Source organism: Marinobacter sp. HL-58, assembly GCF_001314605.1.
Lineage (GTDB): Bacteria > Pseudomonadota > Gammaproteobacteria > Pseudomonadales > Oleiphilaceae > Marinobacter.
Genome location: NZ_LIHP01000021.1, coordinates 296,735 through 321,175, shown reverse-complemented (window position 1 = coordinate 321,175; position 24,441 = coordinate 296,735). Strand labels below are relative to the sequence as shown.

21 protein-coding genes are annotated in these 24,441 nt (G+C 58.8%); 12 read left to right on the top strand and 9 right to left on the bottom strand.

The features are described 5' to 3' along the window. Nucleotides 1-253: 253 nt before the first annotated feature. Nucleotides 254-1,078, bottom strand: coding sequence for an IclR family transcriptional regulator (locus tag HLUCCO03_RS19230; RefSeq protein ID WP_027830455.1), 825 nt, complete (start codon nt 1,076-1,078; stop codon nt 254-256). Between the two features lie 303 nt (nt 1,079-1,381). On the opposite strand from HLUCCO03_RS19230, the gene HLUCCO03_RS19225 reads away from it, so the two are divergent. Further along, entirely contained in the window at nt 1,382-2,311 is a 930-nt protein-coding gene (locus tag HLUCCO03_RS19225; protein ID WP_027830454.1) for a glyoxylate/hydroxypyruvate reductase A, read from the top strand. A 24-nt stretch (nt 2,312-2,335) separates the two neighbouring features. Here the strand turns inward: HLUCCO03_RS19225 and HLUCCO03_RS19220 are convergent, their stop codons facing one another. Beyond that, the gene (locus HLUCCO03_RS19220; protein WP_036197141.1) at nt 2,336-3,691 is read right to left on the bottom strand and encodes a hypothetical protein; all 1,356 of its coding nucleotides are present in this window, start codon (nt 3,689-3,691) and stop codon (nt 2,336-2,338) included. A 197-nt stretch (nt 3,692-3,888) separates the two neighbouring features. Here HLUCCO03_RS19220 and HLUCCO03_RS19215 point away from each other — a divergent pair, with 197 nt between their 5' ends. The 6 genes from HLUCCO03_RS19215 (at nt 3,889) to HLUCCO03_RS19190 (ending at nt 10,130) form a co-directional block, all read left to right on the top strand. Then, a complete protein-coding gene (locus HLUCCO03_RS19215) occupies nt 3,889-5,094 on the top strand; it encodes a 3-oxoadipyl-CoA thiolase (protein WP_027830453.1) in 1,206 nt (401 codons plus the stop codon). 19 nt (nt 5,095-5,113) lie between these two features. Continuing rightward, nucleotides 5,114-6,286 (top strand): acyl-CoA dehydrogenase, encoded by a 1,173-nt coding sequence (locus HLUCCO03_RS19210; protein ID WP_027830452.1) that lies wholly within the window; start codon nt 5,114-5,116, stop codon nt 6,284-6,286. 81 nt (nt 6,287-6,367) lie between these two features. Further along, on the top strand, nt 6,368-7,564 hold the full coding sequence (locus HLUCCO03_RS19205) for an acyl-CoA dehydrogenase family protein (protein WP_027830451.1): 1,197 nt from the start codon (nt 6,368-6,370) through the stop codon (nt 7,562-7,564). A gap of 10 nt (nt 7,565-7,574) precedes the next feature. Beyond that, nucleotides 7,575-8,717: an acyl-CoA dehydrogenase gene (locus tag HLUCCO03_RS19200; protein ID WP_027830450.1), complete on the top strand. Its 1,143-nt coding sequence runs from the start codon at nt 7,575-7,577 to the stop codon at nt 8,715-8,717. 18 nt (nt 8,718-8,735) lie between these two features. Next, a complete protein-coding gene (locus HLUCCO03_RS19195) occupies nt 8,736-9,494 on the top strand; it encodes a class II aldolase/adducin family protein (RefSeq protein ID WP_027830449.1) in 759 nt (252 codons plus the stop codon). Nucleotides 9,495-9,674: 180 nt separating this feature from the next. Then, nucleotides 9,675-10,130 (top strand): MaoC family dehydratase, encoded by a 456-nt coding sequence (locus tag HLUCCO03_RS19190; RefSeq protein ID WP_027830448.1) that lies wholly within the window; start codon nt 9,675-9,677, stop codon nt 10,128-10,130. A gap of 8 nt (nt 10,131-10,138) precedes the next feature. Here the strand turns inward: HLUCCO03_RS19190 and HLUCCO03_RS19185 are convergent, their stop codons facing one another. From HLUCCO03_RS19185 to HLUCCO03_RS19155, 7 genes are all read right to left on the bottom strand, one after another. Then, the gene (locus HLUCCO03_RS19185) at nt 10,139-11,806 is read right to left on the bottom strand and encodes a long-chain fatty acid--CoA ligase (protein WP_027830447.1); all 1,668 of its coding nucleotides are present in this window, start codon (nt 11,804-11,806) and stop codon (nt 10,139-10,141) included. Nucleotides 11,807-11,828: 22 nt separating this feature from the next. Then, nucleotides 11,829-12,608, bottom strand: a complete 780-nt coding sequence (gene surE / locus HLUCCO03_RS19180) for a 5'/3'-nucleotidase SurE (RefSeq protein ID WP_027830446.1) — start codon at nt 12,606-12,608, stop codon at nt 11,829-11,831. Next, nucleotides 12,605-13,669 carry a phosphotransferase gene (locus HLUCCO03_RS19175; RefSeq protein WP_027830445.1) on the bottom strand — a complete coding sequence of 355 codons (1,065 nt, stop codon included), beginning with the start codon at nt 13,667-13,669 and terminating at the stop codon, nt 12,605-12,607. Before HLUCCO03_RS19175 ends, surE begins: the two co-directional genes overlap by 4 nt. Nucleotides 13,670-13,841: 172 nt before the next feature. After that, nucleotides 13,842-14,609 carry an SDR family NAD(P)-dependent oxidoreductase gene (locus HLUCCO03_RS19170; RefSeq protein ID WP_027830444.1) on the bottom strand — a complete coding sequence of 256 codons (768 nt, stop codon included), beginning with the start codon at nt 14,607-14,609 and terminating at the stop codon, nt 13,842-13,844. 165 nt (nt 14,610-14,774) lie between these two features. After that, nucleotides 14,775-15,977, bottom strand: a complete 1,203-nt coding sequence (locus HLUCCO03_RS19165; protein WP_027830443.1) for an acyl-CoA dehydrogenase family protein — start codon at nt 15,975-15,977, stop codon at nt 14,775-14,777. 24 nt (nt 15,978-16,001) lie between these two features. Next, nucleotides 16,002-16,442 (bottom strand): PaaI family thioesterase, encoded by a 441-nt coding sequence (locus HLUCCO03_RS19160; protein WP_027830442.1) that lies wholly within the window; start codon nt 16,440-16,442, stop codon nt 16,002-16,004. Then, a complete protein-coding gene (locus tag HLUCCO03_RS19155) occupies nt 16,442-17,236 on the bottom strand; it encodes an SDR family NAD(P)-dependent oxidoreductase (RefSeq protein WP_027830441.1) in 795 nt (264 codons plus the stop codon). The genes HLUCCO03_RS19160 and HLUCCO03_RS19155 overlap by 1 nt, the downstream gene beginning before the upstream one ends. 152 nt (nt 17,237-17,388) lie before the next feature. On the opposite strand from HLUCCO03_RS19155, the gene HLUCCO03_RS19150 reads away from it, so the two are divergent. The 5 genes from HLUCCO03_RS19150 to HLUCCO03_RS19130 all read left to right on the top strand — a co-directional run bounded on the left by HLUCCO03_RS19150 (nt 17,389) and on the right by HLUCCO03_RS19130 (nt 24,438). Beyond that, complete coding sequence (locus tag HLUCCO03_RS19150) at nt 17,389-18,963, top strand: class I adenylate-forming enzyme family protein (RefSeq protein WP_292016769.1); 1,575 nt, start codon at nt 17,389-17,391, stop codon at nt 18,961-18,963. Nucleotides 18,964-19,169: 206 nt separating this feature from the next. After that, complete coding sequence (gene dctP, locus HLUCCO03_RS19145) at nt 19,170-20,219, top strand: TRAP transporter substrate-binding protein DctP (protein ID WP_027830439.1); 1,050 nt, start codon at nt 19,170-19,172, stop codon at nt 20,217-20,219. Nucleotides 20,220-20,311: 92 nt separating this feature from the next. Further along, entirely contained in the window at nt 20,312-20,863 is a 552-nt protein-coding gene (locus HLUCCO03_RS19140) for a TRAP transporter small permease subunit (RefSeq protein WP_027830438.1), read from the top strand. Further along, the gene (locus HLUCCO03_RS19135; RefSeq protein WP_027830437.1) at nt 20,860-22,170 is read left to right on the top strand and encodes a TRAP transporter large permease subunit; all 1,311 of its coding nucleotides are present in this window, start codon (nt 20,860-20,862) and stop codon (nt 22,168-22,170) included. The genes HLUCCO03_RS19140 and HLUCCO03_RS19135 overlap by 4 nt, the downstream gene beginning before the upstream one ends. 432 nt (nt 22,171-22,602) lie before the next feature. Further along, entirely contained in the window at nt 22,603-24,438 is a 1,836-nt protein-coding gene (locus HLUCCO03_RS19130; RefSeq protein WP_197025628.1) for a methyl-accepting chemotaxis protein, read from the top strand. Nucleotides 24,439-24,441: the final 3 nt, after the last annotated feature.

Genomic DNA, 24,441 nt, shown 5'->3' with positions numbered 1-24,441 from the left:
ATGGAGTTTTAACAAGCGAAACATAGGAACGATTTAATACAAGTTTACGGCAGGTTTCAACCTTGAATTAAATTGGGCATATAAAAAAACCCCAGGACGGAATCCTGGGGTTTTATTCAAAGTTCGGGGGAGCCGGCGGGCAGGGCGTTCCGAAACCGTGCGGAGCCATGGATGGCGGAGCCGAGCGTACAGGGACGTATTTACAGCGTGTTTCGGAACGCCCTGCCCGCCGGCTCCCTACTCCTGAGTCAGATTAAACGCCAAGTGATTCTATATCACTGGCCAGCATTGCCAGCTGGTGGGCGATGGACGCACGCAGCTTTTCAGCCGGCACCAGATAGGAAGGCGCAGCGCAGGTGAGCGCCATAATGGTACCGTCCTGCAGATGAATGGGCACGCCGGCGGAATTGATATTGCGGTCCCACTCGCCCAGGGACAGGCAGAAGCCATACTTTTCATAGTCTTCCATAGCCCGCTCCAGGCCGGCCTTCTTCTCCGGCCAGGCGTCGCCATATTTGGCTTCCATGGCGTCGTCAATCACCTTGCGACCCTTTTCAGAGATCGCACAGTAATAGGCACGGCCGGCGGAGGTGGTGGACATGGGCAGTTTCAGGCCGATGTCCATTCGCAACAGGGACGCCTCCGGCGGCAGCCGGTTTTCCACATAGATCATGTGCAACCGGTCGCGGCAGGTCAGCCCCACGGACATGTTGGTCTGGCGCGCGAACTCGTCCATGTACGGCCTGGCCAGCTGGCGCACCTTGAGGTTGGAAACATAGGCGTAACCCAGTGCCAGTACACCGGAACTGAGCTGGTACTTTTCCAGCTGCGGGTTGTAGCTCAGATAACCCAGCTTGGTCAGGGTGTAGGTCATCCGTGAAACAGTCGGTTTCGGCAGGCCGGTCAGCCGCGCGATATCCTGGTTACCCAGGATGACCGAACCCTGGCTGAAGGCGCGGAGCACGTCGAGACCACGGGAAAGTGCCTCCACAAACTTGCGGTCTTTCTCCGGCTTTACCGGTTCGCCATCACCGGAAGCCGCCAACAGCTCCGGTGTAGTGAATGGTGCTTTGTTCATCGTCGGGCGCCTCCAACTGCATTGACTGATCCGGTAGGCCCTGGGTGCTGGAGCAGCGTCGGGAACTTGGTCAGATAGAAGAAAATTTGAGCTATTTTAATGGCTGCAACCGCCAAGTACCACAAAGTGTGCTGAAAAGAATCAAAAGTCATGCCAAACGTAAAACAGACTTTCCTCAAGTTTCACTTCTGACCTTTATTTTCGGCACTCCAGACCGGGTTTACGAATCTATTTCGGTATACTATTCTGCAAAGCGAAACATTATAAAGAAATTCTATTCACCTTACGATCCCGGGAGAACATATGAAAGTTCTTTTTGTTGCCGGAGACCCCAAGCCGGAGCGCTGGACGGTACCCATAAAGGCCCTGCTTCCGGAAGCCGAAGTACACGTCTGGGACCCGGATGGTCCCGCGGTGGGCGCGGATTACGCCATTGTCTGGCAGCCCCCGGAAAAGCTGTTCGAGCGCGAAACCAACCTGAAAGCCGTATTCAACCTGGGCGCCGGAATCGATGGCCTGCTGGCAGTGCCCAATCTGCCTCCGCACCTGCCGGTGGTGCGGCTGGAGGATGCGGGCATGTCGGTCCAGATGGCGGAATACGTGCTGCACCAGTTGGTGGAAGCCAGCCGCGGCATGGAAACCTACCGGGAGCAGCAGCGGGAAGGCGTCTGGAAAATCCACCGGCCGATCAAGCGCAGTGAGTGGCCTGTCGGTGTCATGGGCCTGGGCCATATTGGCAAGCGGGTGGCCCGTACACTGGCGGACCTGGATTACCGGGTCAGTGGCTGGGCGCGCAGCGAACACTCGCTCGACAGGGTGACGACCTACGCCGGAGCAAACCAGCTGCAGGAATTCCTGGGTGCAACCCGCGTGCTGGTGAACACCCTGCCACTGACCGATGAAACCCGTGACATCCTCAATCATCAGCACCTGAGCCAGCTTATGCCTGGCGCGGTGGTGATCAACGTGGGGCGGGGCGAACACCTGGTGGATGAGGACCTGCTCAGGGCCATTGACGACGGCCACGTGGCACGGGCGTCACTGGACGTATTCCGCCAGGAGCCTCTGCCTGCCGACCATCCTTTCTGGCAGCGCCCGGAAATTACCATCACTCCCCACATTTCCGCGCGCACACTGCGGGATGCGACCCTCGAACAGATCACCGGCAAGATCCGTGCGCACCACAACGGGCAACCCATTACCGGTATCGTGGACACGGGCCGGGGCTACTGAGAATTCCCCAGGTGCCGGTCATTTTCACCCCCCCGTGGCCGGCACCGCTCCAAACAGACCCCACAGCATCAGCAGCAAGAGCGGGATTGCGAGCAGCACGAACAGCCCGTTCCAACCGAACGCCACCACCCAGCGCGACACCTGCCCGAACCGTGACAGCAGCATTACCGCGGGGCCGAACGGCGACAGCATCATTGCCAGCGAAAAGCCGATCACCAGCGCCACGGCGATGGGCAGTGGGTCCACACCTTCCGCTACCAGTTGCGGCATCAATCCGGCCTGAACGCTCAGTACGGTAATAGGAATGATTCCAATAGCCGAGAGCATCGGCATCATCAGCAACCCACCAGCTGCCAACAGAAACACACCCAACTCCCCGGACGCCAGGCCGGCCAGGGCATTTGCCGGGATCACCGCCACCAGTGCCACCCCAAGGCCCGCGGAACCCGCGAAGATGGCCATCTCGTTGCTCATGCCCAGCATATTGTCTACCGACTCCCGCCCCACTGCCGGCAATGAGCGGTCGTGCGCCCACATATAAAGGAAGGTGACCACCGGCACGGTGAGCATGGCCGCCACCGATACCTTGAAGCCGAACAACTGCACCAGCATCGCCATGGACACGAAAATCACCGTGACCAGCAGGGCCAGCAGGAAACTTCCCCTCGGCCACTGTTCCAGGGGCTTGCGCTCGCTACTCACCAGGCGAAAGCGCTTATGTTCAAGAAACCAGCCCACCAGTATCAGTATCACGGCACTGCCGATACCGTAAGGCAGCAGCCCGGACCAGCTCAGGCTCGGCACTTCCCGGGTGATGATGGCCACCGCCACGCTGGTCGGCGCCACCAGCGGCACCAGCGCGAATCCCCGCAGGGTGCTGATCAGTACGCTGCGCAGCCAGCGCAGGCGCGAAGCACCGGTAATGCCCCGCTCTTTCAGGGTATCGGCCAGGGTGCCACAAAGCAGGTTCATCACTCCGAAGCTCAGCACCGAGGCAATACCACAACTGACCACCGCGTACTTCGGGTACAACAACGCAACGCGGCCACCCAACAGCACGTCGTGGATACGCTGCAACACTTCCAGCCGTCGCACCAGGCACTGCATCATCCCCAGGCTGCCCAGAAAGGTGGCGTAGAAAGCGCCATTGGATGCCGCACGCATCAGTTCGTCGGTGCCCAGTTCACCCCCCAGCGCCAGGCCGGCAATCACCGCGATGCAGATCAGCAAAAGGCATCGTGAATAGAGCTGAAGTGAACCCATGGCTGCCAGAAAGTAACCCAGAAACAGCGCACCGGCCAGCGCACTGAGCCGGGGCTCGTCGATGCATAACGCCACAAGCTCCAACAACACGGCAAAGGGAACCAGAAAACGGCTCATAAAAGATTCATACCCTCGAAGATGGTATCGGTTGCATTTCACACTGCTCCGGATTAGTCTTTATCCATCGATATACAAAACTTAATTCCGCTATACGAAACTATATTAACATTAATGACAAGACAAGTTCGGATCCTTTCTTCCTTGCAGAAGGGGGACCACAATAGAAACTGTCTGCTGATGAAACGGGAGATGTCATGAGCGCATTTATCTACGATGGCCTTCGAACCCCCTTCGGCCGTCACGCCGGAGCACTGGCGAAGGTGCGTCCGGATGACCTGCTGGCCAGTGTCATCAAGACCCTGGTGGAGCGCAATGCATTCGCCCCGGAGCTCTACGAAGACGTAATTGCCGGCTGCACCAACCAGGCCGGCGAAGACGCCCGCAACCTGGCCCGTCACGCCGGACTCCTGGCCGGCCTGCCGGTTGAGGCCGGTGGCCTGACCGTCAACCGCCTGTGCGGCTCCGGCCTCGCCGCCATCATGGATGCCGCCCGGGCCGTTCGTTGTGGCGAGGGCGAGCTGTTTGTCGCTGGCGGTGCGGAAAGCATGAGCCGGGCACCGTTTGTCATGGCCAAGAGCGAGAGCCCGTTCAGCCGGGACTTCCGCGCCTTTGACAGCACCATCGGCGCCCGCTTTCCCAATCCCCGCATTGAAGCGGAATTCGGGTCAGACACCATGCCCGAGACCGCCGACAACATCGCCCGGGAGCTGAACCTGAGCCGCGAGGCGGTGGACCGGTTTGCCGCCCAGAGTCAGACCCGTTATGACGCCGCCCTGAAGGACGGCTTCTATAAGGAAGAGATTCTCGCCATCGACGTACCCCAGGGTCGCAAAAAACCGCCGGTGAGTGTCAGCAACGATGAACACCCGCGTCCCCAGTCCACGGTTGACGCACTGGCCGGCCTGCGCCCGTTGTTCGAAGGTGGCGTGGTGACTGCCGGCAATGCTTCCGGCATCAACGATGGTGCCGCCGCTTTGATCATCGGCTCCCGTGAAGCCGGCGAGAAAGCCGGCATCCGCCCCCGTGCCCGCATCGTATCAGCAGCCATTGCCGGGGTTTCGCCACGGGTGATGGGCTACGGCCCGGTACCGGCCAGCGAGAAGGCTCTCGCCCGCGCGGGCCTGGATATCGGGGACATGGACGTGATCGAGATCAACGAGGCATTCGCCGCCCAGGTTCTCGGCTGCACGACCAGGCTGGGCATAGACCCGACCGATTCCCGCCTGAATCCCAACGGCGGCGCCATTGCCGTCGGCCACCCCCTGGGAGCCTCCGGCGCACGGATCGCATTGACTGCCACGCGCCAGCTTGAGCGCAGCGGCGGCCGTTACGCATTAATCAGCATGTGCATTGGCGTTGGCCAGGGCATTGCTGCTGTCATCGAACGAGTAACCGACTAATTTTCTGAGGAGACACACCATGGCTTCCGCACCCTGGGACGACCTGCTTCAACTCGACAAACAGCTGGATGAGACCGAACGCCAGGTTCGCGACAGCATCCGCTCCTTCTGTGACCAGCGCCTGATGCCCGGCATCATCGAGGCCAACCGTCATGAAAAATTCGACCGCTCCATCTTCACCGACATGGGTGAGCTGGGCATGCTCGGCGCCACCCTGCCGGAGGAATACGGCGGCCCGGGTCTTAACCATGTCTGCTACGGGCTGATCGCCCGGGAAGTGGAACGGGTGGACTCCGCCTACCGCTCGGCCCTGTCCGTGCAGTCTTCGCTGGTCATGCACCCGATCTACTCGTTTGGCCAGGAAGCGCTGAAAAAACGGCTCCTGCCCAAGCTGGCTTCCGGTGAACTGGTAGGCTGCTTCGGCCTGACCGAGCCCAACCACGGTTCTGATCCGGGTGGCATGGAAACCCGCGCCAAAAAAGTAGACGGCGGCTACCTGGTCAGCGGTTCCAAGACCTGGATCACCAACTCGCCGATCGCCGATGTGTTCGTGGTCTGGGGCAAGCTCGACGGCAAGGTGACCGGTTTTGTGCTGGAGCGTGGTGCCAAGGGCCTGGACGCACCAAAGATCGAGGGCAAGTTCTCGCTGCGAGCGTCCGAAACCGGCTCCATCTTTATGGACGAAGTCTTCTGCCCCGACGAGAACAAGCTCGAGGTGGAAGGCCTGAAAGGCCCCTTCAGCTGCCTGAACAAGGCCCGCTACGGCATCAGCTGGGGCTCCCTTGGTGCTGCGGAGTTCTGCTGGCACGCTGCCCGTAACTACACCCTGGAGCGCAAGCAGTTCGGCAAGCCCCTGGCAGCCAACCAGCTTATCCAGAAGAAACTGGTGGACATGCAGACCGAGATCACACTCGGCCTGCAGGGAGCACTGCGGCTGGGCCGCCTGATGGACGCCGGCGAAGCCTCCCCGGACGCGATTTCCCTGATGAAGCGCAACAACTGCGGCAAGTCCCTGGACATTGCCCGGGTTGCCCGTGACATGCACGGCGGTAACGGCATTGCCGACGAGTACCACGTGATCCGTCACGTCATGAACCTGGAGGCGGTCAATACCTACGAAGGCACCCACGATGTCCATGCCCTGATTCTGGGCCGTGGCCAGACCGGCATTGCAGCCTTCGTCCCGGGCTGATCATTGTTACCACGCAGCCGGCAAAAGCCGGCTGCGCCCCCGTTATTGACGACAAAAGAGACAGACCGAGAGGTTTTATCCATGGACATGAACTACACCGCCGAAGAACTGGCGTTTCGGGACGAAGTCCGTAAATTTCTTGATGAGAAGCTGCCTGAGGACATCGCCGCCAAGGTCAAATCCTTTAAGAAACTGAGCAAGGAAGACCACCAGCGCTGGCAGAAAATCCTCGTCGAGAAGGGCTGGTACGCCACCCACTGGCCGGAAGAGTACGGCGGTGTGAAGTGGACCCCTGTTCAGAAGCACATCTGGGACGAAGAGTCCTGCCGCTACGGTGTTCCGCGCTCCATCCCGTTCGGGGTGAACATGGTGGCGCCGGTGATCATCAAGTTCGGAAACGAGGAACAGAAACAGAAGTACCTGCCGCGCATCCTCAGCGGCGAGGACTGGTGGTGCCAGGGTTATTCCGAGCCCGGTGCCGGCTCCGACCTGGCCTCCCTGAAGACCCGCGCCGTGCGTGAGGGCGACCACTACATCGTCAATGGCCAGAAAACCTGGACCACCCTGGGCCAGTACGCCAACATGATTTTCTGCCTGGTGCGCACCAACACCGAGGTCAAGAAACAGGAGGGTATTTCCTTCCTGCTGATCGACATGAACACCCCGGGCATCACCGTGCGCCCCATCATCACCCTCGACGGCGAACACGAAGTCAACGAAGTGTTCTTCGAGGACGTCAGGGTACCGGTTGAAAACCTCGTCGGCGAGGAAGACAAGGGCTGGACCTACGCCAAGTACCTGCTGACCTATGAGCGCACCGGCCTGGCCGGCATCGGCATGTCCAAGGCGGCACTGTCGCACCTCAAGCAGCTGGCCAGCCGCCGCCTGAAGAACGGCAAGCCGCTGCTTGAAGATCCGTCGTTCAGCCAGCGCATCGCGAAAGTGGAGATCGATCTGACCGCCGCAGCCATCAGTAACCTGCGCATCATCGCCTCGGTGGAAGGTGGTGGCGTGCCGGGCGCGGAAAGCTCAATGCTGAAGGTGAAGGGCACCGAGATCCGCCAGGCCATCAACGATCTGGCCCGTCGTGCAATCGGTCCTTACGCGCTTCCCTTTGTGGAGGAAGAGCTGTACCTGGACTATGACGGTGAGTTCCTTTCGGACAAGGATGCTGCGCCCCTGTCTGCCCAGTATTTCAACAATCGCAAACTGTCGATTTTCGGCGGATCCAACGAGATCCAGAAGAACATCGTGTCGAAAATGATTCTCGGGCTTTAAGGAGGCGACCATGGATTTCCGACTCAACGAAGAGCAGCAAATGCTGCAGGACACCGTCGCCCGCCTGGTGCGCGGTGAATACAGCTTTGAAAAGCGCCTGGAGTTCAGTGAAACCGAACTGGGCTTCAGTGCCGATTTCTGGAAACAACTGAGCGAGCTGGGCCTGACCGCCGTACCCTTCTCCGAGGAGCTGGGCGGCTTTGGCGGCGGCGGTGTGGAAGTTCAGTCCGTGATGACAGAGCTTGGCCGTGGCCTGTGCATTGAGCCCTACCTGCAATCCGTCATTCTTGGCGGTGGCCTGATCGGCCAGGCCGGCAGCGACAGCCAGAAAGAGAACTGGCTGGCGGGCATCGCCAGCGGAGAGCTGAGAGCGGCTGTTGGCCTGCAGGAACCCCAGAGCTACTATGACCTGAACAATGTGGAAACCCGCGCCGGGAAGAACGGTGACGGATACACCCTGAACGGCCGCAAGGCGGTGGTGATCGGTGGCCATTGTGCCGACCTGATTGTGGTTTCCGCCCGTACCTCGGGCGACAGCTGCGATGCCAGTGGCCTCAGCCTGTTTGCCCTCAGTCCGGATACCGCTGGCGTTGAACGCCGCACCTATCCCACCATTGACGGGGCCAAGGGCTGTGACATTACCCTGAACAATGTCCAGGTCGGAGCGGACGCATTGCTGGGAGAGGAAGGCCAGGCAGGCGGTGTTATCGAATACCAGGCCGGCCGTGCCATTGCGGCCCTGTGTGCCGAAGCCGTGGGTGTGATGGAAGTGGCCAACGACCTGACCCTGGACTACCTCAAGCAGCGCAAGCAGTTTGGCGTGCCCATCGGTAAGTTCCAGGTGCTGCAGCATCGCATGGTGGATATGATGTCAGAGCTGGAGCAGGCCCGGTCCATGGCCATCCTGGCTGCCAGCGTTGCCGACAATGAACAGAGCGATGAACGTCGTCGCGTGCTGGCTGCTGCCAAGAATGTGATTGGCCGTGCCGGCCAGTACATCTCCGAGAACGGCATCCAGATGCATGGCGGCATTGGCATGACCTGGGAATACAACTTTGCCCATTACGCCAAGCGGCTGATTGGTATCAATCACCAGCTGGGGGATGACGATTTCCATCTGGAGCGTTACGCCTCACTGCTGCAGGCAAGCTGACAGGGGTTGGACAGCACCATGACAACGAGCGATCAGTCAACCGAACAGGATCTGAAGAAAGCCGAATGGAAGGTTCGTACCGAGCTTGCCGCCGCCTATCGTCTGGTGGCGCTGTTCGGCTGGGACGATCTGGTGTTTACCCATCTGTCGGCACGGGTGCCGGGGCCGGAGCACCATTTCCTGATCAATCCTTATGGCCTTCTGTTCCATGAGATCACCGCGTCGTCGCTGGTGAAGGTGGACAGGGATGGCCAGGTGGTGCAATCCGGCGGTTTGGGCCGGGTCAATCCGGCCGGCTTTACCATTCACAGCGCCGTGCATATGGGCCGGGAAGATGCTGGCGCGGTAATGCACCTGCACGCCCCGGACGGGGTGGCGGTGTCGGCCCACCGGGATGGTCTGCTGCCCCTGAGCCAGACGGCGATGTTGTGCCTGAATCACCTGAGTTATCACGATTACGAGGGTGTGGCGCTGAATCTGGATGAGCGCGAGCGGCTGATCAATGATCTTGGTGACAAGTCGATGATGTTGCTTCGCAATCACGGGGTGCTGACAGCGGGCAGGGATGTGCCGGAGACGTTCACTTATCTGTATTTCCTGATGAAGGCCTGCGAGATTCAGGTGAAGGCCCAGAGTTGTGGGCCTACCTATATGCCTTCGGAGCAGGCTGTCCAGACGACGGCGGAGCAGTCACAGGCTCTTGGGAGTGCGTCTGCATTGACGTGGCCGGCGTTGGTTCGGCTGCTGGATAGCAAGAATCCCGGGTACGCTGTTTGACTCGGTTTTAACTTGGTGCCTGGTGCGCAAGCGTGTGGGGAGACCTGTCCGGGACACGCTGTAAATACTTCCCTGTACGCTCGACAAAAACATCCATGTTTTTGACGGTCCCGGTAAGGCCCCCGCCTTCCATGGCTTCTGCATCAATCTCCTATAAACCATCGAATACTGGACGCAGACATGTTTTCGGTTGAATTGAACGATCTGGATAAGCATATCGGTGCTTTGATTGGCCACAGCCCGTGGAAAACCGTCTCCCAGGAGATGATCCAGGCTTTTGCGGACGCTACCGGGGATCATCAGTGGATTCATCTGGATGAGGAGCGGGCTCGGCGGGAATCGCCCTGGAAGAGCACGGTGGCTCATGGCTTTCTTACTGTGTCATTGATTCCGTTGCTGAACCAGCAGGTGATTGATGTGCAGGGCAAGAGTGCCAGCATCAATTACGGGCTGAACAAGCTGCGGTTTCCCGCTGCGGTGAAATCCGGATCGGCTATCCGGTCCAGGATGGAACTACTGGATGTGTCCAGGGTGGATGATCAGCGCACCCTGGCGACTTATCGCACCACCGTGGAAATCCAGGGTGAGGACAAGCCTGCCTGCGTGGCTGAAAATCTGGTGATGTACGTGGCTTGAAAGGCCCGTCAGGCCTTGTCTTCCCACTCCGCTTCCTGCAATGCCCGCCACATGAGCTTGCCTGTGGGCGATTTCGGAAGCTCATCCACAAACTCAATGATTTCAGGCACTTTGTAAGCCGCCATCTGTTCCTTGCACCAGCTGATGATATCAGCCTCTGTTGTCGTGTCGGCCGCATCAGGTGTCAGTACGATGCAGGCTTTCACGGTTTCGCCGCGCTTGGGGTGTGGAGAGGAAATGATGCACACCTCGTGAATCGCCGGATGCCGGTACATCAAGCCTTCCACTTCCGAGGGCCAGACCTTGAAGCCGGAGGCGTTGATCATCCGTTTGACCCGGTCCACCATGAAAAAATAGCCCTCTTCGTCGTAATAGGCGAGGTCACCGGTGCGGAAGAAGCGCTTGCCGTCCAGTTCCACAAACGCCGCATCCGTTTCCGCCGGGCGGTTCCAGTAGCCCTGGGTTACCTGGGGACCATGGGAGACAATCTCCCCTACTTCGCCGGGGCCTTTCTCTTCCAGGGTTTCCACGTCAATGATGCGGCTGTCCACGTCGAACACCGGAATGCCCAGGCACTGGGGCTTGGGGTTGTTGGGTGGGTTGATGTGGGTGGCGGCCATGGTTTCCGACAGGCCGTAGCCCTCGATGTAGTCCAGGCCCGTCATCGTCTTGAGCTTGGCGGCAACGGATTCCGGCATCGCCGCGCCGCCCCCGCCGATGGTGTTCAGGCTGCTCAGGTCGTATTTGCCAATGTCCGGATTCGACAGGAAATCCACGGCCATGGTGACGATATTGGTCCACCCGGTAACCTGATAACGCTCGATCAGGCGTGCTGCCGTGGTGCGATCCCAGCGGGTCATGATCACAGTGGTGGAGCCGCTGTAGATGGGGCTGTTCATGGAACCGGTCATGCCGGTGACGTGGAAGAATGGCAGGGTCGCCAGCTGCACGGAGCTGGCGGTGCTCAGGTTCCAGAACGCCCGGTGAACCGCCGTGGCCATCACGCTGCGATGGGTATGCATGCAGCCCTTGGGTGCGCCGGTGGTGCCGGAGCTGTAGGGAATCACCGCCAGATCGTCCGGGCCGGCGGTGTGGGCGGACGGTATTCTGTTCTCCGCCAGCGCCTGCTCCCAGGTGACCACGCCTGGCAGGTTTTTCGACCAGGCCGGGGCTGACACTTCCGCGGGCAAGGTCAGGTCGGTGTCCGCCTTGATGTAGGTGTTGTAGGAGGCCACCACCACCTGTTCCAGGTCGGTGGTTTCCAGCAGCGGGGCGATATAACCAGCCAACTCCTGTCCTGCCAGGCAAATGCTGGCACGGGTATCAGCCACGTAATGCTCCAGTTCCGCCGCCCGGTTCATCGGATTGATGGGAATGACCACGGCATCGGCGCGCAGGATGGCGTAATAGGCAACCACATACTGCGGCGAATTCTGCATGTACAGCAGCACCCTGTCGCCCTTTTTCACTCCCTGTGACTGCAGGTAGCCGGCCATTGCCTCTGCCTCCTGCAAAAGCCGGCTGTAGGTCATGGGCTCATCGTAGAAAATGATCGCATTGCGATCCGGATAGCGCAGAGCGGAAATTTCCAGGTTGGTGAAGACACTGGTCCGGGGCAGCGCCAGGCTCTTGGGCAGCTCTCTCGGCCAGACAGCATAGTGGCGTGTAAATGTCATTGTAATAGTCCCCTCATTCGGTTCAGTTGGCCGCCGTCGCGGCCAGATCAAAAACGTCCGTTCCGCCCGGCAGCAACTCCCGATGGCGCAATGGTGTAATAGCGATGGCCTTGTCCCGCAACACGCTGACATCCTCTCCCGGCGCCACGATATGGCGGGAACTGCGATCAAAGCCCAGCCACCAGTACGGCAGGCTGCGGGCATCCTGGCCGGCCAGCAGGCGGGCGCGCTGGATCGAGCCGTTAGACTGCGTACACCAGCGTGCCTGAAGGATGCTCGCCGCGTCACAGGCCGGGAAATTCACATTCCATGCCCGGTTCTGCCCCGGCTGCCACAGCTGGCGCACCACGGTTTCCCCGAAGGCGGATACCGGTGACCAGTCCACCCCCTCGCGGCTGAGAAAGGCCTGGCTCAGGGCAATGGCGGGTATGCCCATGTGCTCGGCACTGAGCACCGCACCCACGGTGCCGGAATACTGCACCGAGTCACTGATATTGGCGCCACAGTTCACCCCCGACAGCACCAGATCCGGCGGCGTTTCCCCGAACCACTGGGCCAGCGAATACAGCACACAGTCCGCCGGCGTGCCGGACACCGCATAGCGCCTGTCACCCTGCTCGTAAACCCGCAGCGGATCATGGATGGAAATACTCTGGCCGGCACCACTGCGATCGTGCTCCGGCGCCACCACCCAGACCTCCTCCGCCAGATTGCGCGCAATCTGCTCCAGCACCTTCAGCCCCGGGGCATTGATGCCGTCGTCGTTGGTGATCAGGATGCGTTTAACGATGGGTTCCTTCATGACCGCTCACCTCCACTGGCAATCCGCCAGCCGGCCTCCGCCAGCAGACTGGCCCGCTTGCCCACCTGCAGGGCATCGGCATTGGCGGCATTGCCCTGCAAGGCACGGGCATAGACCCCCTGAACGATCGACGCCAGGCGGAACAGCGAAAACGCCAGAAACACATGCCAGTCGGCAATCCCGTCACGGCCGCTCTGCTTGCAGTATCGAGCGATGGTTTCCTGCTCATCAGGAATTCCCAAGGCTTCCAGATCCTCCCCCTGCAACCCGCGCATGCCTTCCATGTCGGAGGGCAGGTGGTAAGGCAGACAGTAATAGGCCAGATCCGCCAGCGGGTGCCCCAGCGTCGACAACTCCCAGTCCAGGATGGCGATCACTTCAGGTTTGTCCGGAGCCAGCATCAGATTGCCAAAACGATAGTCTCCGTGGGCAATGGCGCATTCGTCGGTGGAAGGCAGGTTCTTGGGGAGCCAATCCATCAGCTTATCCATCGCCGGCATGTCATCGGTTTTCGACGCCAGGTACTGTTTCGTCCAACGGGAGACCTGCCGTGCAACGTAGCCTTCGGGACGACCGTAATCGGCCAGCCCAACCGCGTTCACGTCCACCGAGTGTAGTTTGGCCAGGGTATCGATAGCCGACAGGTGAGCGGGCATCCGCTCCGCACGGTCCAGCGCCCGCAGCGCCGGATGGCTGACAATGCGGCCTTCCAGATAATCCATAATGTAGAAGGGCGTGCCGATAATACTGCTGTCTTCGCATAGAGCACGAGTTTTGGGGACCGGAACATCGGTGTGCTGTGACAGCGCACGCATCACCTTGTATTCTCGTTCCACCATGTGAGCGGACGGCAGGGTCTTCCCGGGTGGCTTCTTGCGCAGCACGTACTGGCCACTGTCGGTGTCCAGCAGAAACGTGGGGTTGGACTGGCCGCCCTGGAACTGCTTCACGTCCAGCCTGGTGCCAAAGTCCGCAATGGCTTGCTGAAGCCAGGTCAGGAGCCTGGCTTCATCGATTTTGTGGGCTGGCAGGACGTCTACCAGTTCAGGATTCATGCTCATCTTTGCTGTTGCCTTCGTTTATTGCGTGGCGGCCCGGTCATGGGGGCGGCGGCCGGCGGGTGGGAGTGTCTTTCTTCCGGGAAAAAGAACTCGCTGCGCTCAAACACCTTTGTTCCCTGCATAAAGACACCCCCACCCACCTCCCTCGGCATACCTTTGGTGATGCCTCTTCTTAACAAATGGTCTCGCCGCCGTCGGCTACGATAACCTGGCCTGTGATGTAGGCACTGGCCTTTGTTGACAGAAAAACCGCCAGGCCGGCGATATCGACCGGCTCACCAATTCTGCGCAAAGGGGTTTTGTCCTCGGCACGTTTGACGCGCACAGGGTCTTCCCACAAAGCCTTGGCGAAATCGGTCTTGATCAGACCGGGGGCAATGCTGTTGACGCGAATGCCTTTTGGCCCCCATTCGACCGCAAGATTTCGGGCCAAGGCCGCTTCCGCTGCCTTTGAAACACCGTAGGTACCGATGGTGGTGTTGCCACGGATGCCGGCAATGCTGGACAGAAGAACAACCGCGCCTTCCCCTTTCTCCGCCATCTGCGGCAGCACCATGTTGGTGAGCCAGAAGGTTCCTTTGACGTTGGTGTCCATGATCTTGTCCCAGGCCTCGTCGGTCATCTCGGCGGTGGTGCCGTAAACCGGGTTGGTGGCGGCGTTGCACACCAGCACATCGATGGTGCCCCAGGCTTCGTTGGTTTTATCCACCAGATTCTGCAGGTCTTCCTTTTTGCCCACGTGGCAGGGAATCGCAATGGCCTCGTAGCCCTGCTCTTTCAGTTCGTTGGCTACCTGCTCACAGGCGTCCGCCTTGCGGCTGGAAATCACAACCTTGGCGCCCAGTCGGGCCATTTCCTCTGCGATGGCGCGGCCGATGCCTTTGGTGGAACCGGTGATCAGTGCGACTTTTCCAGTCATATCAAAAAGCGGATTAGTCATTATTCGATCCTCATACTCAATGCTTGGAGAACGAACGGGGAGGAACCTGCCGGGACTGTGCAAAACATGGATGTTTTGCTCAAGCCTACAGGGACGTATTCACGGCGTGTCCCGGCAGGTTCCTCCCCGTTCGTTCATGCACCCGACGAATCGGGCCGAAAATCTCTAGCGGTATTGCCGAAGCTCAATCTTGGCAACGGAATCCAGATGCACCTCATCCGGCCCATCCGCCAGCCGCAGGGTCCGCACCTTGGCCCAGGCTTCGGCCAGGAAGGTATCCTGGGACACCCCGGCACCACCGTGAACCTGAATGGCACGGTCCAGCACCTTCAGCGCCATACTCGGCGCAATCACCTTGATCATCGCAATCTCCTGACGGGCCACCTTGTTACCCACGGTGTCCATCATATGCGCCGCCTTCAGCGTCATCAGCCGCGCCTGCTCAATCTCGATACGGCTGCGGGCAATGTCCTTACGGATGGAATCAAAACTGGACAGCGGCTTGCCGAACGCCTCGCGGGCATTGGCGCGCTTGCACATCAGCTCCAGCGCCCGCTCGGCCACACCAATGGTGCGCATGCAGTGGTGAATACGGCCGGGCCCGAGTCGACCCTGGGCAATCTCGAAACCACGACCCTCGCCCAACAGAATGTTGTCCACCGGCACCCGCACATCCTCATAATGGATCTCGGCGTGGCCGTGGGGCGCATGGTCATAACCAAACACAGTGAGCGGGCGAATCATCTTCACCCCCGGCGTATCCAGCGGAACCAGAATCATCGACTGCTGCTGGTGCTTCTCCGCCTCCGGGTTAGTCTTGCCCATCACAATGGCAATTTTCGAGGTGGTCGTCATGGCACCCGAAGACCACCATTTCTTGCCATTGATCACATACTCGTTGCCTTCGCGGCGGATTTCGCAGGCAATGTTGGTGGCATCTGACGACGCCACATCCGGCTCGGTCATCGAGAAACAGGAGCGGATCTCGCCAGCCAGCAGGGGCTTCAGCCACTTGTCCTGCTGCTCTTTATTGCCGTAGCGGGCGATGGTCTCCATGTTGCCCGTGTCCGGCGCGGAACAGTTGAACACCTCCGACGCCATGGCCGAACGGCCCATGATTTCGCACAGGTGCGCGTACTCATAGTTGGTGAGGCCGGCACCGAATTCGCTTTCCGGCAGGAACAGGTTCCACAGGCCGGCTGCCTTGGCCTTGATCTTCAGTTCCTCAATGATCGGTACCGGCGCCCAGCGGTTCTCCGCCTGCTCGATCTGTTCATGATGCTTGTGCTCATTGGGATAGATATGAGCATCCATGAATTCGTTAAGTTGCGCCTGCAGTTTTTTGGCTTTGTCAGACAGCTCAAACATGTCCGGATCCTCGTTGGTTGGTCGTCATAGGGGCACACCCTCCGGTTTCTCACTACCGGAGCGGATGCGAAAGGTGCCTTCGGCGATGGCCAGCAGGTTGCCCTGATCGTCATGGACCTCGCCGGTACTGTTGAAGATGCGGGTGCCGCCCGCCCGCTTTATCCCCGTCACACGAATGGTGCCGCCGGAACACTGGCCGGTGAAGGTGGTGGTCATCGACAGGGTAATCGCCTTGCGCATACGCCCGGGATAGGGGCAATAGGTGCCGGCTTCGGCCATGACGATATCCAGCAGGGAGGTCAGCACGCCTCCGTGGACCACCCCACCAAGGTTGAGATGCTGAGGAGCCAACTTCAGCTCGATCACCGCCTCGTTCTCCTGCCAGGACACCTGACGGTAACCCAGCAGGCTGTGAAATCCCGGCAGGTCGTGGCCACCCCCGATGTGCAGCTTGTGATCACTCATCAGACTTTCATCCCCGGCAGATTGAGCGAAGCAGTGTTGCCGCCGTCCACGGGCAGGGCCTGGCCGGTAATGTAGCTGGCATCGTCGCTGGCCAGAAACAGGATGGCTGCGGCAATTTCTTCCGGCGCACCGTAACGACGCAGTTCACAGCGGGAGCCCAGCTTGTGGGCCTTTTCGTGGGTGCGGGCGTAATCAAACACCCCCCGGGTCATGCCGGTCTCCACCAGCCCCGGGCACACCGCGTTGACCCGCACATTGTCGCCGCCCAGGTCACAGGCGGCGGTCTGGGTGAGGTTAATCACGCCGGCCTTGGAAGCACTGTAGGCATTACCCCCCGCGCCGGAACGGATCCCCGCTACAGAGGCGGTGTTGACGATCGCGCCCAGTTTTCGGGCTTGCATGTGAGGTGCCACATGCTTGATGAACAGCATGGTGCCAATCAGGTTTACCGACAGTACCTTTTCCCATTCTTCGCGGTCGTTACCGGTGATGTCCGGGTGGGTACCGCCGGTACTGGCGATGCCGGCAATATTGCAGAGCACATCGATATTGCCGAAGGTGGCTGCGGCTTCCTCCACCAGGGCTTTGACCTGGGATTCATCGGCCACATCGGCAATCCGCCGCAGGGTTTGCGCCCCTTCGGGCATCAGGCTCTCGGTATCCAGCAGCCCGGCCTCGGAGCGATCCACCATCATCACCTTCGCCCCTTCACGGGCCAGACGCACTGCAGTGGCCCTGCCAATGCCGCTGCCTGCTCCGGTGACTATGGCAGACCGGTTGTCAAAACGCCCCATGCCGATGCTCCTTTTTGTGGATTATTCGCGTCGTCATAAAATTCATGTCGAGGTAATTTGTCACGCCTTCCGGCTTTGAGTCAATATAAACGGAAGTTAATTTCACTAGATAAAACACGATAACACCAAGAGGCGAAAAAATGGAAAGCTTGATGCAAATGCCCGTACATGCGCCCGTGGATCCACAGGAGACCATCGAAGCGATCGGCCAACGTATCCAGTATCTGGCGACAGAGCGCCCACACCAGACCGCACTGATTGATGACCAGGGCCAGATCAGCTGGAGCGACCTGGTGAGCCTCGCCAATCGCATTGCCAATCGCCTGCGGGCGGAAGGTCTCGTGGAAGGCGACACCGTGGCGCTGTTGTCCGAGAACCGTATCGAGGCGGTGGCCCTGTACCTGGGCACTCTCGTAGCCGGAGGTTGCGTGGTACCTCTGTCCGGCATGGCCAGCGGGGACAGCCTGGCGCTGATGATCAATGACTCCGGTGCGCGCTTTCTGTTTGTGTCGGAGAAGAACCGCCCACTGCTGGACGCCATGGCCGGCAAACTGGACACCATCAGCAAAGACGGCTGCATAGCTCTGGAGCCGCAGCAGGACGGCAAAGGGCCCGACCTTGAACAGTGGCTTGACGGAATCGGCTCCGAACCCCGCCCGGCTCCGGTCACCCTGGACCACCCCTTCAACATCATCTACAGCTCCGGCACCACCGGTACTCCCAAGGGGATTCTCCACGATTACCGGTTCCGCCAGCGGCAGATGCTGCGCATGAGCCGATTCGGGTTGGATGGCAACGCGGTGAACCTGGTGTCAACACCGCTGTACTCCAACACCACCCTGGTGTCAGTACTGCCTACCCTGTTCAACGGTGGCATGCTGGTGCTGATGGCCAGGTTCGATGCCCGGCGCTTCCTGGAACTGGCCGAACAGCATCGTGTCACCCATGCCATGCTGGTACCGGTTCAGTTCCAGCGCATCCTCGCGGACCCGGAGTTCGACCGCTTTGACCTGTCCGCATTCCAGCTCAAGCTGTGCACCAGCGCGCCCCTGCGGGCCGATGTCATCCGCGAGGCCATGGCCCGCTGGCCTGGCAATATTCGCGAGGTTTACGGTCTCACCGAAGGTGGCATATCCACCTGCCTGGACTGCGCCGCACACCCTGACAAATGGGATTCCGTGGGCGTACCCACCGAGGGCTCCGAGGTGCGGGTGATCGACGAGCAGGGCAACCAGTTGCCCCGGGGCGAGACCGGGGAAATCGTCGGCCGTGCCATCTCCATGATGCGGGGCTACGTCAATCGCGACGACCAGACCCGGGAGATGCTGTGGACCAGCCCGGAAGGCCTGCTGTTCTTCCGCAGCGGGGATATGGGGCGGGTGGATGAGGACGGCTTTGTCTACATCCTCGACCGCCGCAAGGACATGATTATTTCCGGCGGTTTCAACATCTACGCAGTGGATCTGGAAAAGGTACTTCTGGCGCATCCGGCGGTGGCCGATGCAGCGGTGATCGGTATTCCCAGCGAGCAGTGGGGCGAGACGCCGATGGGGCTTGTGGTACTCAGGCCTGGCCACCCGGAAAACGAGGCGGAATTGCTCGACTGGGCCAACCGCCAGCTGGGGAAGACCCAGCGCCTGGCGGCCATTGAACTGCGCGAGGAATTACCGCGCTCGACCATTGGCAAGGTGCTGAAACGGGAGCTTCGTGAACCCTACTGGTACTGAGCCGTTGCCCCGACTGATTCCGGGCAACTGCCACGGAGAGTCTCTCCATGGACTAAACTTTGGTAATGCAATATCGACAACTATGCTATTGCAAAAAACAAACTGTGTGATAGATTCAGACATAGAGATTCATTCTGCAGTCACTAATTCTGCAGAGCGAAACTAAATCCAAAAACAATTAGCACAACAATGATCGAGGTCACGCAATGAATATGCTATTAGCCACCGCCAGAAAAACCCTTACCTTATATGGTTCGGCCCTGACTCTTGGCCTGACCGCAGCCTTTGTCAGTGCGCCGGTTGCCGCCGAAGAAACCATCACCTGGAGGGTCCAGTCCCATTGGCCGGGTGCCAGCTCTTCCTACAAAGACAGCCTGGGCCGTCTCAAGGAAGTACTGGAAGAGCGTACCGACGGCCGCCTGAAGCTGGACCTCTACGAATCCGGCTCCCTGTTCAAGCCCAAGGAAACCTTCAACGCTGTCAGCCGCGGCATTCTTGAGATGGGCACCATCTCTCCGGCCTATGCCCAGGACAAGATCAGCCTGGCCGGTGTCGCCTCCGGTTTGCCACTGGCGTTCCAGACACCTGCGGAAGCCGCCTATTTCCACATGGCCATGGGTTTTGAGGACATGCTGCGGGAAGAGGCCGCTGAACATGACGTCTACTGGGCCACCGACAAGGTCTACCAGACCGAGATGGTGGTCAAGGAGCCCATCGAAAGCATCGAGGACCTGAAGAAACTGAAAATCCGCTCTTCCGGTGCACTGGAAAAGTTCCTGGACGAAGCCGGTGCGTCTACGTCTTACATTGACGGCGGCGAGCTCTATTCTGCACTTGATTCCGGCATTGTCGATGGGGCTCACTGGGGCGCAGCCCAGGGTGCTTACAGCATGTCCCTGTATGAAGTTGCCAAGTACCACGTCAAGCCCTCTCTGAACGTGGCGGGCACCGACGTCATCATCGTCAGTCAGAAAGCGCTCGACAAACTGCCAAAAGAGATGCAGGCCACCGTCAAGGATGCCCTGAAAGAACAGTTCTGGGTACGTACCAACGAGTACGAACACAAGGAAAAAGTCACCCTGCAGAAAGCCATAGAAGAGGAAGGTGTTGAAATCAATAACCTCCCACAGGATGTCCAGGATGAAATGTTGAAAGCGGCCCAGGTGATCTGGGACGAAGAAGCAGAACGCAGTGACAACGCCAAGAAAGCAGTCGAGATGGTCAAGGAATACCTGACGCAACTCGGCCGCATGTAATCAGGCTCTGACGAAACCGGGCGTGACCACGCCCGGTTTTTCATTGCAAACCAAATTCCTATCGACCAAGCCCTTAACGGCAGGGGGACAAAATGCGCGCTCTAACCGCATTCATGACTGGAGTGACCCGGCTCAATAACCTGCTCGGCCGGTGGTTCTCCTATCTGGTCATGATCATGTTCCTGTTATTGATCACAGGCGTGGCATTCCGATACCTACTGGAGATGCCTCTTTCCTGGACGGGCGAGTTGACCCAGTTGATTTTCGGTGTATACGGACTCATGGCCGGTGGCTATTTGCTGGCAAACAACGGTCACGTCAACGTGGACCTGGTCTACTCGAAGTTCAGCCGCCGCAAACGGGCATTTCTCGATCTGTTTACATCGATCCTGTTTTTCATGTTCACCCTGGCGCTGCTTTACTTTGCCGTCGACATGGCGTGGGAATCCTTCAGCAACCGGCAAACGTCCAACTCGTCCTGGGATCCCCCCATCTGGCCGGTAAAAGCCTTTATACCGCTGGCCACCCTGTTGCTGATCCTGCAGGGCATCGTGAAACTGCTGCAGGACATCGCCATTGCGTTCAACCTCAGTTACTACCAGCCCGAACCTGAGCCGGAAGAATCCCGGGAGGACAACGCATGAGCACTGAAATACTGACCCTGCTTTTCTTCGGCTCCCTGCTGTTTTTCCTGGTACTGGGCCTGCCACTTGCGTTCGTCCTTGGCGGCGTTTCCGTGGTGTTTCTCTACTTCACCTGGGGTTTTGACTCCTTCTACATGGTGGCCTCACAGATCTGGAGCACCATGGGCAGCTTTACCCTGGTCGCCATCCCGCTGTTTGTGTTCATGGCCATGATTCTGGAGCGAACTGGGGTTGCCCGGGATCTGTACCGGATGATGCATCTGTGGTTCGGCGGCGTCCGGGGCGGCCTGGCCATTGGCACCCTGGTCATCTGCGCGATTTTCGCGGCGATGGTCGGCATCAGCGGTGCGGCGGTTGTTGCCATGGGCACCATCGCCCTGCCCGCCATGCTGGAACGTGGCTACGACAAGAAAATGGTGCTAGGTGTCATCAACACTGGTGGTGGTTGGGGCGTGCTCATCCCCCCCTCGATCCTGATGATTCTCTATGCCCTGATCACTGGCGTGTCGGTGGGCAAGATGTTTGCGGCCGGCATACTGCCGGGGATCATGCTGATGGTTCTTACCTCCCTTTACGTGCTGATCCGCTGCTACCTGCAGCCGCACCTCGCGCCGGACCTGCCCAAGGAAGAGCGGGGCACATGGCCGGAAAAATTCGCGGCCCTGCGCTCCGTGCTGCTGCCGATCCTGGTGGTGTTCATGGTGCTGGGTTCGATCATCGGCGGCATTACCACGCCCACCGAGGCAGCAGCCATGGGTGTACTGGGGGCACTGATCTCGGCCGCGGTCTACCGCGCCCTGAATATGGAATTGATCAAGGATGCCTCGGTACGGACCTTCAAGCTTACGGGCATGATCATGTGGATCCTGTTTGCGGCTCACGCGTTCAGTGCCGCCTACCAGAGCATGGGCGCCCAACCGATGATCGAGGGCATGATCCAGTCCATTCCAGGCGGGCCCTGGGCAGTCATCATCACCATGATGCTCATTGTCTTCCTGCTGGGCATGGTGCTGGACCCGGTAGGCATCATGCTGATCACGCTGCCGGTGTTTACACCCATTGTCGAGTCCATGGGTTTTGATCCGATCTGGTTCGGCATACTGTTCGTGATCAATATGGAAATCGGCTATATGACGCCGCCGTTCGGTTTCAACCTGTTCTACCTGAAAGGGGTGGTTCCACCGGGGATAACCATGGGCGACATTTACCGATCGGTTGTTCCCTTTGTGATCATCCAGATCGTGGGTATTGGTTGTCTGATGGTGTTTCCGGACATCGCCACCTACCTGCCGGATCTGCTGTTCTGAGCTGAGGAAACCTGAATCGACCGTCACAAAATCCCGGATAAACTCCGGGATTTTGTGTTTCTGCCCCCCCCAATATTCACCATTAATATAAAAAGCATCAAATGCATTTATAATTTTATTTTATGCATTAAGAACAATATAAAAGCGGATTTAAGCAATATTTAACACAAATACTAATAATCTATTACTTGGCTTTCTTGCCAATTAAAACAAAATCCCTTATTTGTAGTATTACGTATATAAACCACCCCACTTAATCGATAGAACACCATGCTCTTTTTTATTTAATAAGCAATAGGCTTTATTATGCTTATATTGAAAAATTTTTTATTTAATATGTCAGTAAGGAAAAAGTTATTTTCGGGTTTCGGTATTGTTCTGATTCTTATTGTAGTTATGGCATTTGCAGCCTACTCAGGGTTTGGTCACCTGATGACAAGCAATGTCGACACCCAAAACTCTTCATCCATCAACAATCTTGTGCAAGAGGCACGGTATAACGAAAAAAATTATTTCCTCAGAGGTCGCGAGAACGACGCAGAGGCTACACGAAGTGCCATAGCCTCTGCCCGGCAAACGGCTGAAGAATCCGAAAAAGCCCTGGAGGACCCTGAACAACAACAAGCCATGGGCTCAATTCAGGAAGATCTCGACGAATATCAACGTGCGTTTGAGCGAACCATTGAAGAGCGAATAACAACCGAGAAAGCCGTTGCGTCGATGGAAGTCTCGGCCCGGGAAGCCGTCGAATCACTTGTGGAGTATGAGCAGTTCGAGCAAAGACGGGCTCTGGGACAATTGCAAAGCGGTGAAGAAGCCCGTGCGCAGGACACCTTTGTCCTGGCCAGACGTGCCGGCGAGTTGGCCCGGGATATTCTTGATGCCCGGGGCCTGGAGAAAAACTTCCTGCTTTCAGAAAGATCTGAGGATGCTGACAGCCTGAAGGAGCGAATCGACGAATTAGACGCCGGTATTTCGGAGCTGACAAACGCTGCTGATACCAATGAAGGGCGGGAGTACATCAACGGTATCGCCAAAGCCGTCGGCGACTATGCTAGCCAGTTCGATAGTCTGGTGTCGAACATAGAAAGCCTGAACGAGCTGGAGTCCAACCTGACCGCAAAGGCCCGGAGCGCGCTTGAGCAGGCCGAAGAGACCTATAAAGGCCAGCAGGCCCTGATGCTCCAGGCAAAAGACCAGACCTTACAAGTACTGGCGATTATAACCGTGGTGGCGCTGGCCATCGGTATTGCCGCCGCCCTGGTCATTACCCGCGCAATCGTAACTCCCTTGAATCAACTGGTGGATCATGCTGCCAAGGTAGCCGACGGCGACCTGCGCGAAAACATCAGTACCGACCGCAAGGACGAACTTGGCCGGCTGATGATGGCCATGCAGGTAATGACCGAAAACCTCCGCCGTACCATCAAGGAAGTTGCAGACGGTGTTGCACAGATCGCGAGTGCTTCTGAGGAGCTGTCTGCCGTTACCGAACAGACCAGCACCGGTGCCAATCAGCAGCGTGACGAAACCGATCAGGTTGCGACCGCCATGAATGAAATGACCGCCACTGTTCAGGAGGTTGCAAAAAATGCGGAGTCAGCCGCTACCTCCGCTGCTGAGTCGGACGAACAGGCCAAAGCAGGTCACCAGATTGTCACATCGGCGATGACGCAGATCGAAGCGCTGTCTGCGGACGTCGACTCCAGCGCCGACCTGATCGCCCGTCTGCGGGATGACAGCACCAACATCGGCGCCATTCTGGATGTCATCCGAAGCATTGCAGAGCAAACCAACCTGCTTGCCCTGAACGCTGCCATCGAGGCTGCTCGCGCCGGCGAACAGGGCCGCGGTTTTGCGGTGGTGGCCGATGAGGTGCGGGCACTGGCAAAACGGACCCACGACTCCACGGGTGAAATTGAAACCCTGGTCAACACCCTGCAGCAAGGCGCCAATAAAGCCGCCGAAAGCATGCGTCGTAACAGTGACAGTGCAGAATCCGCCGTGGAAGTGACACGGCGGGCAGGCGAATCCCTTGACAGCATTGCCGAATCGGTTTCCTCGATCCAGGCGATGAACCTTCAGATTGCCACGGCTGTGGAGGAACAGACCTCCGTGGCCGAAGACATCAGTGAAAGCGTTGTGAATATCCGCGAAGTCACTGACCAGTCTGCCACCGCCAACAACGAGATCGCAGTGTCATCCAACGACCTTGCGCGCCTCGGCGGCGACCTTCAGCGCACGGTCGAAAAGTTCAGACACAGTTAATGG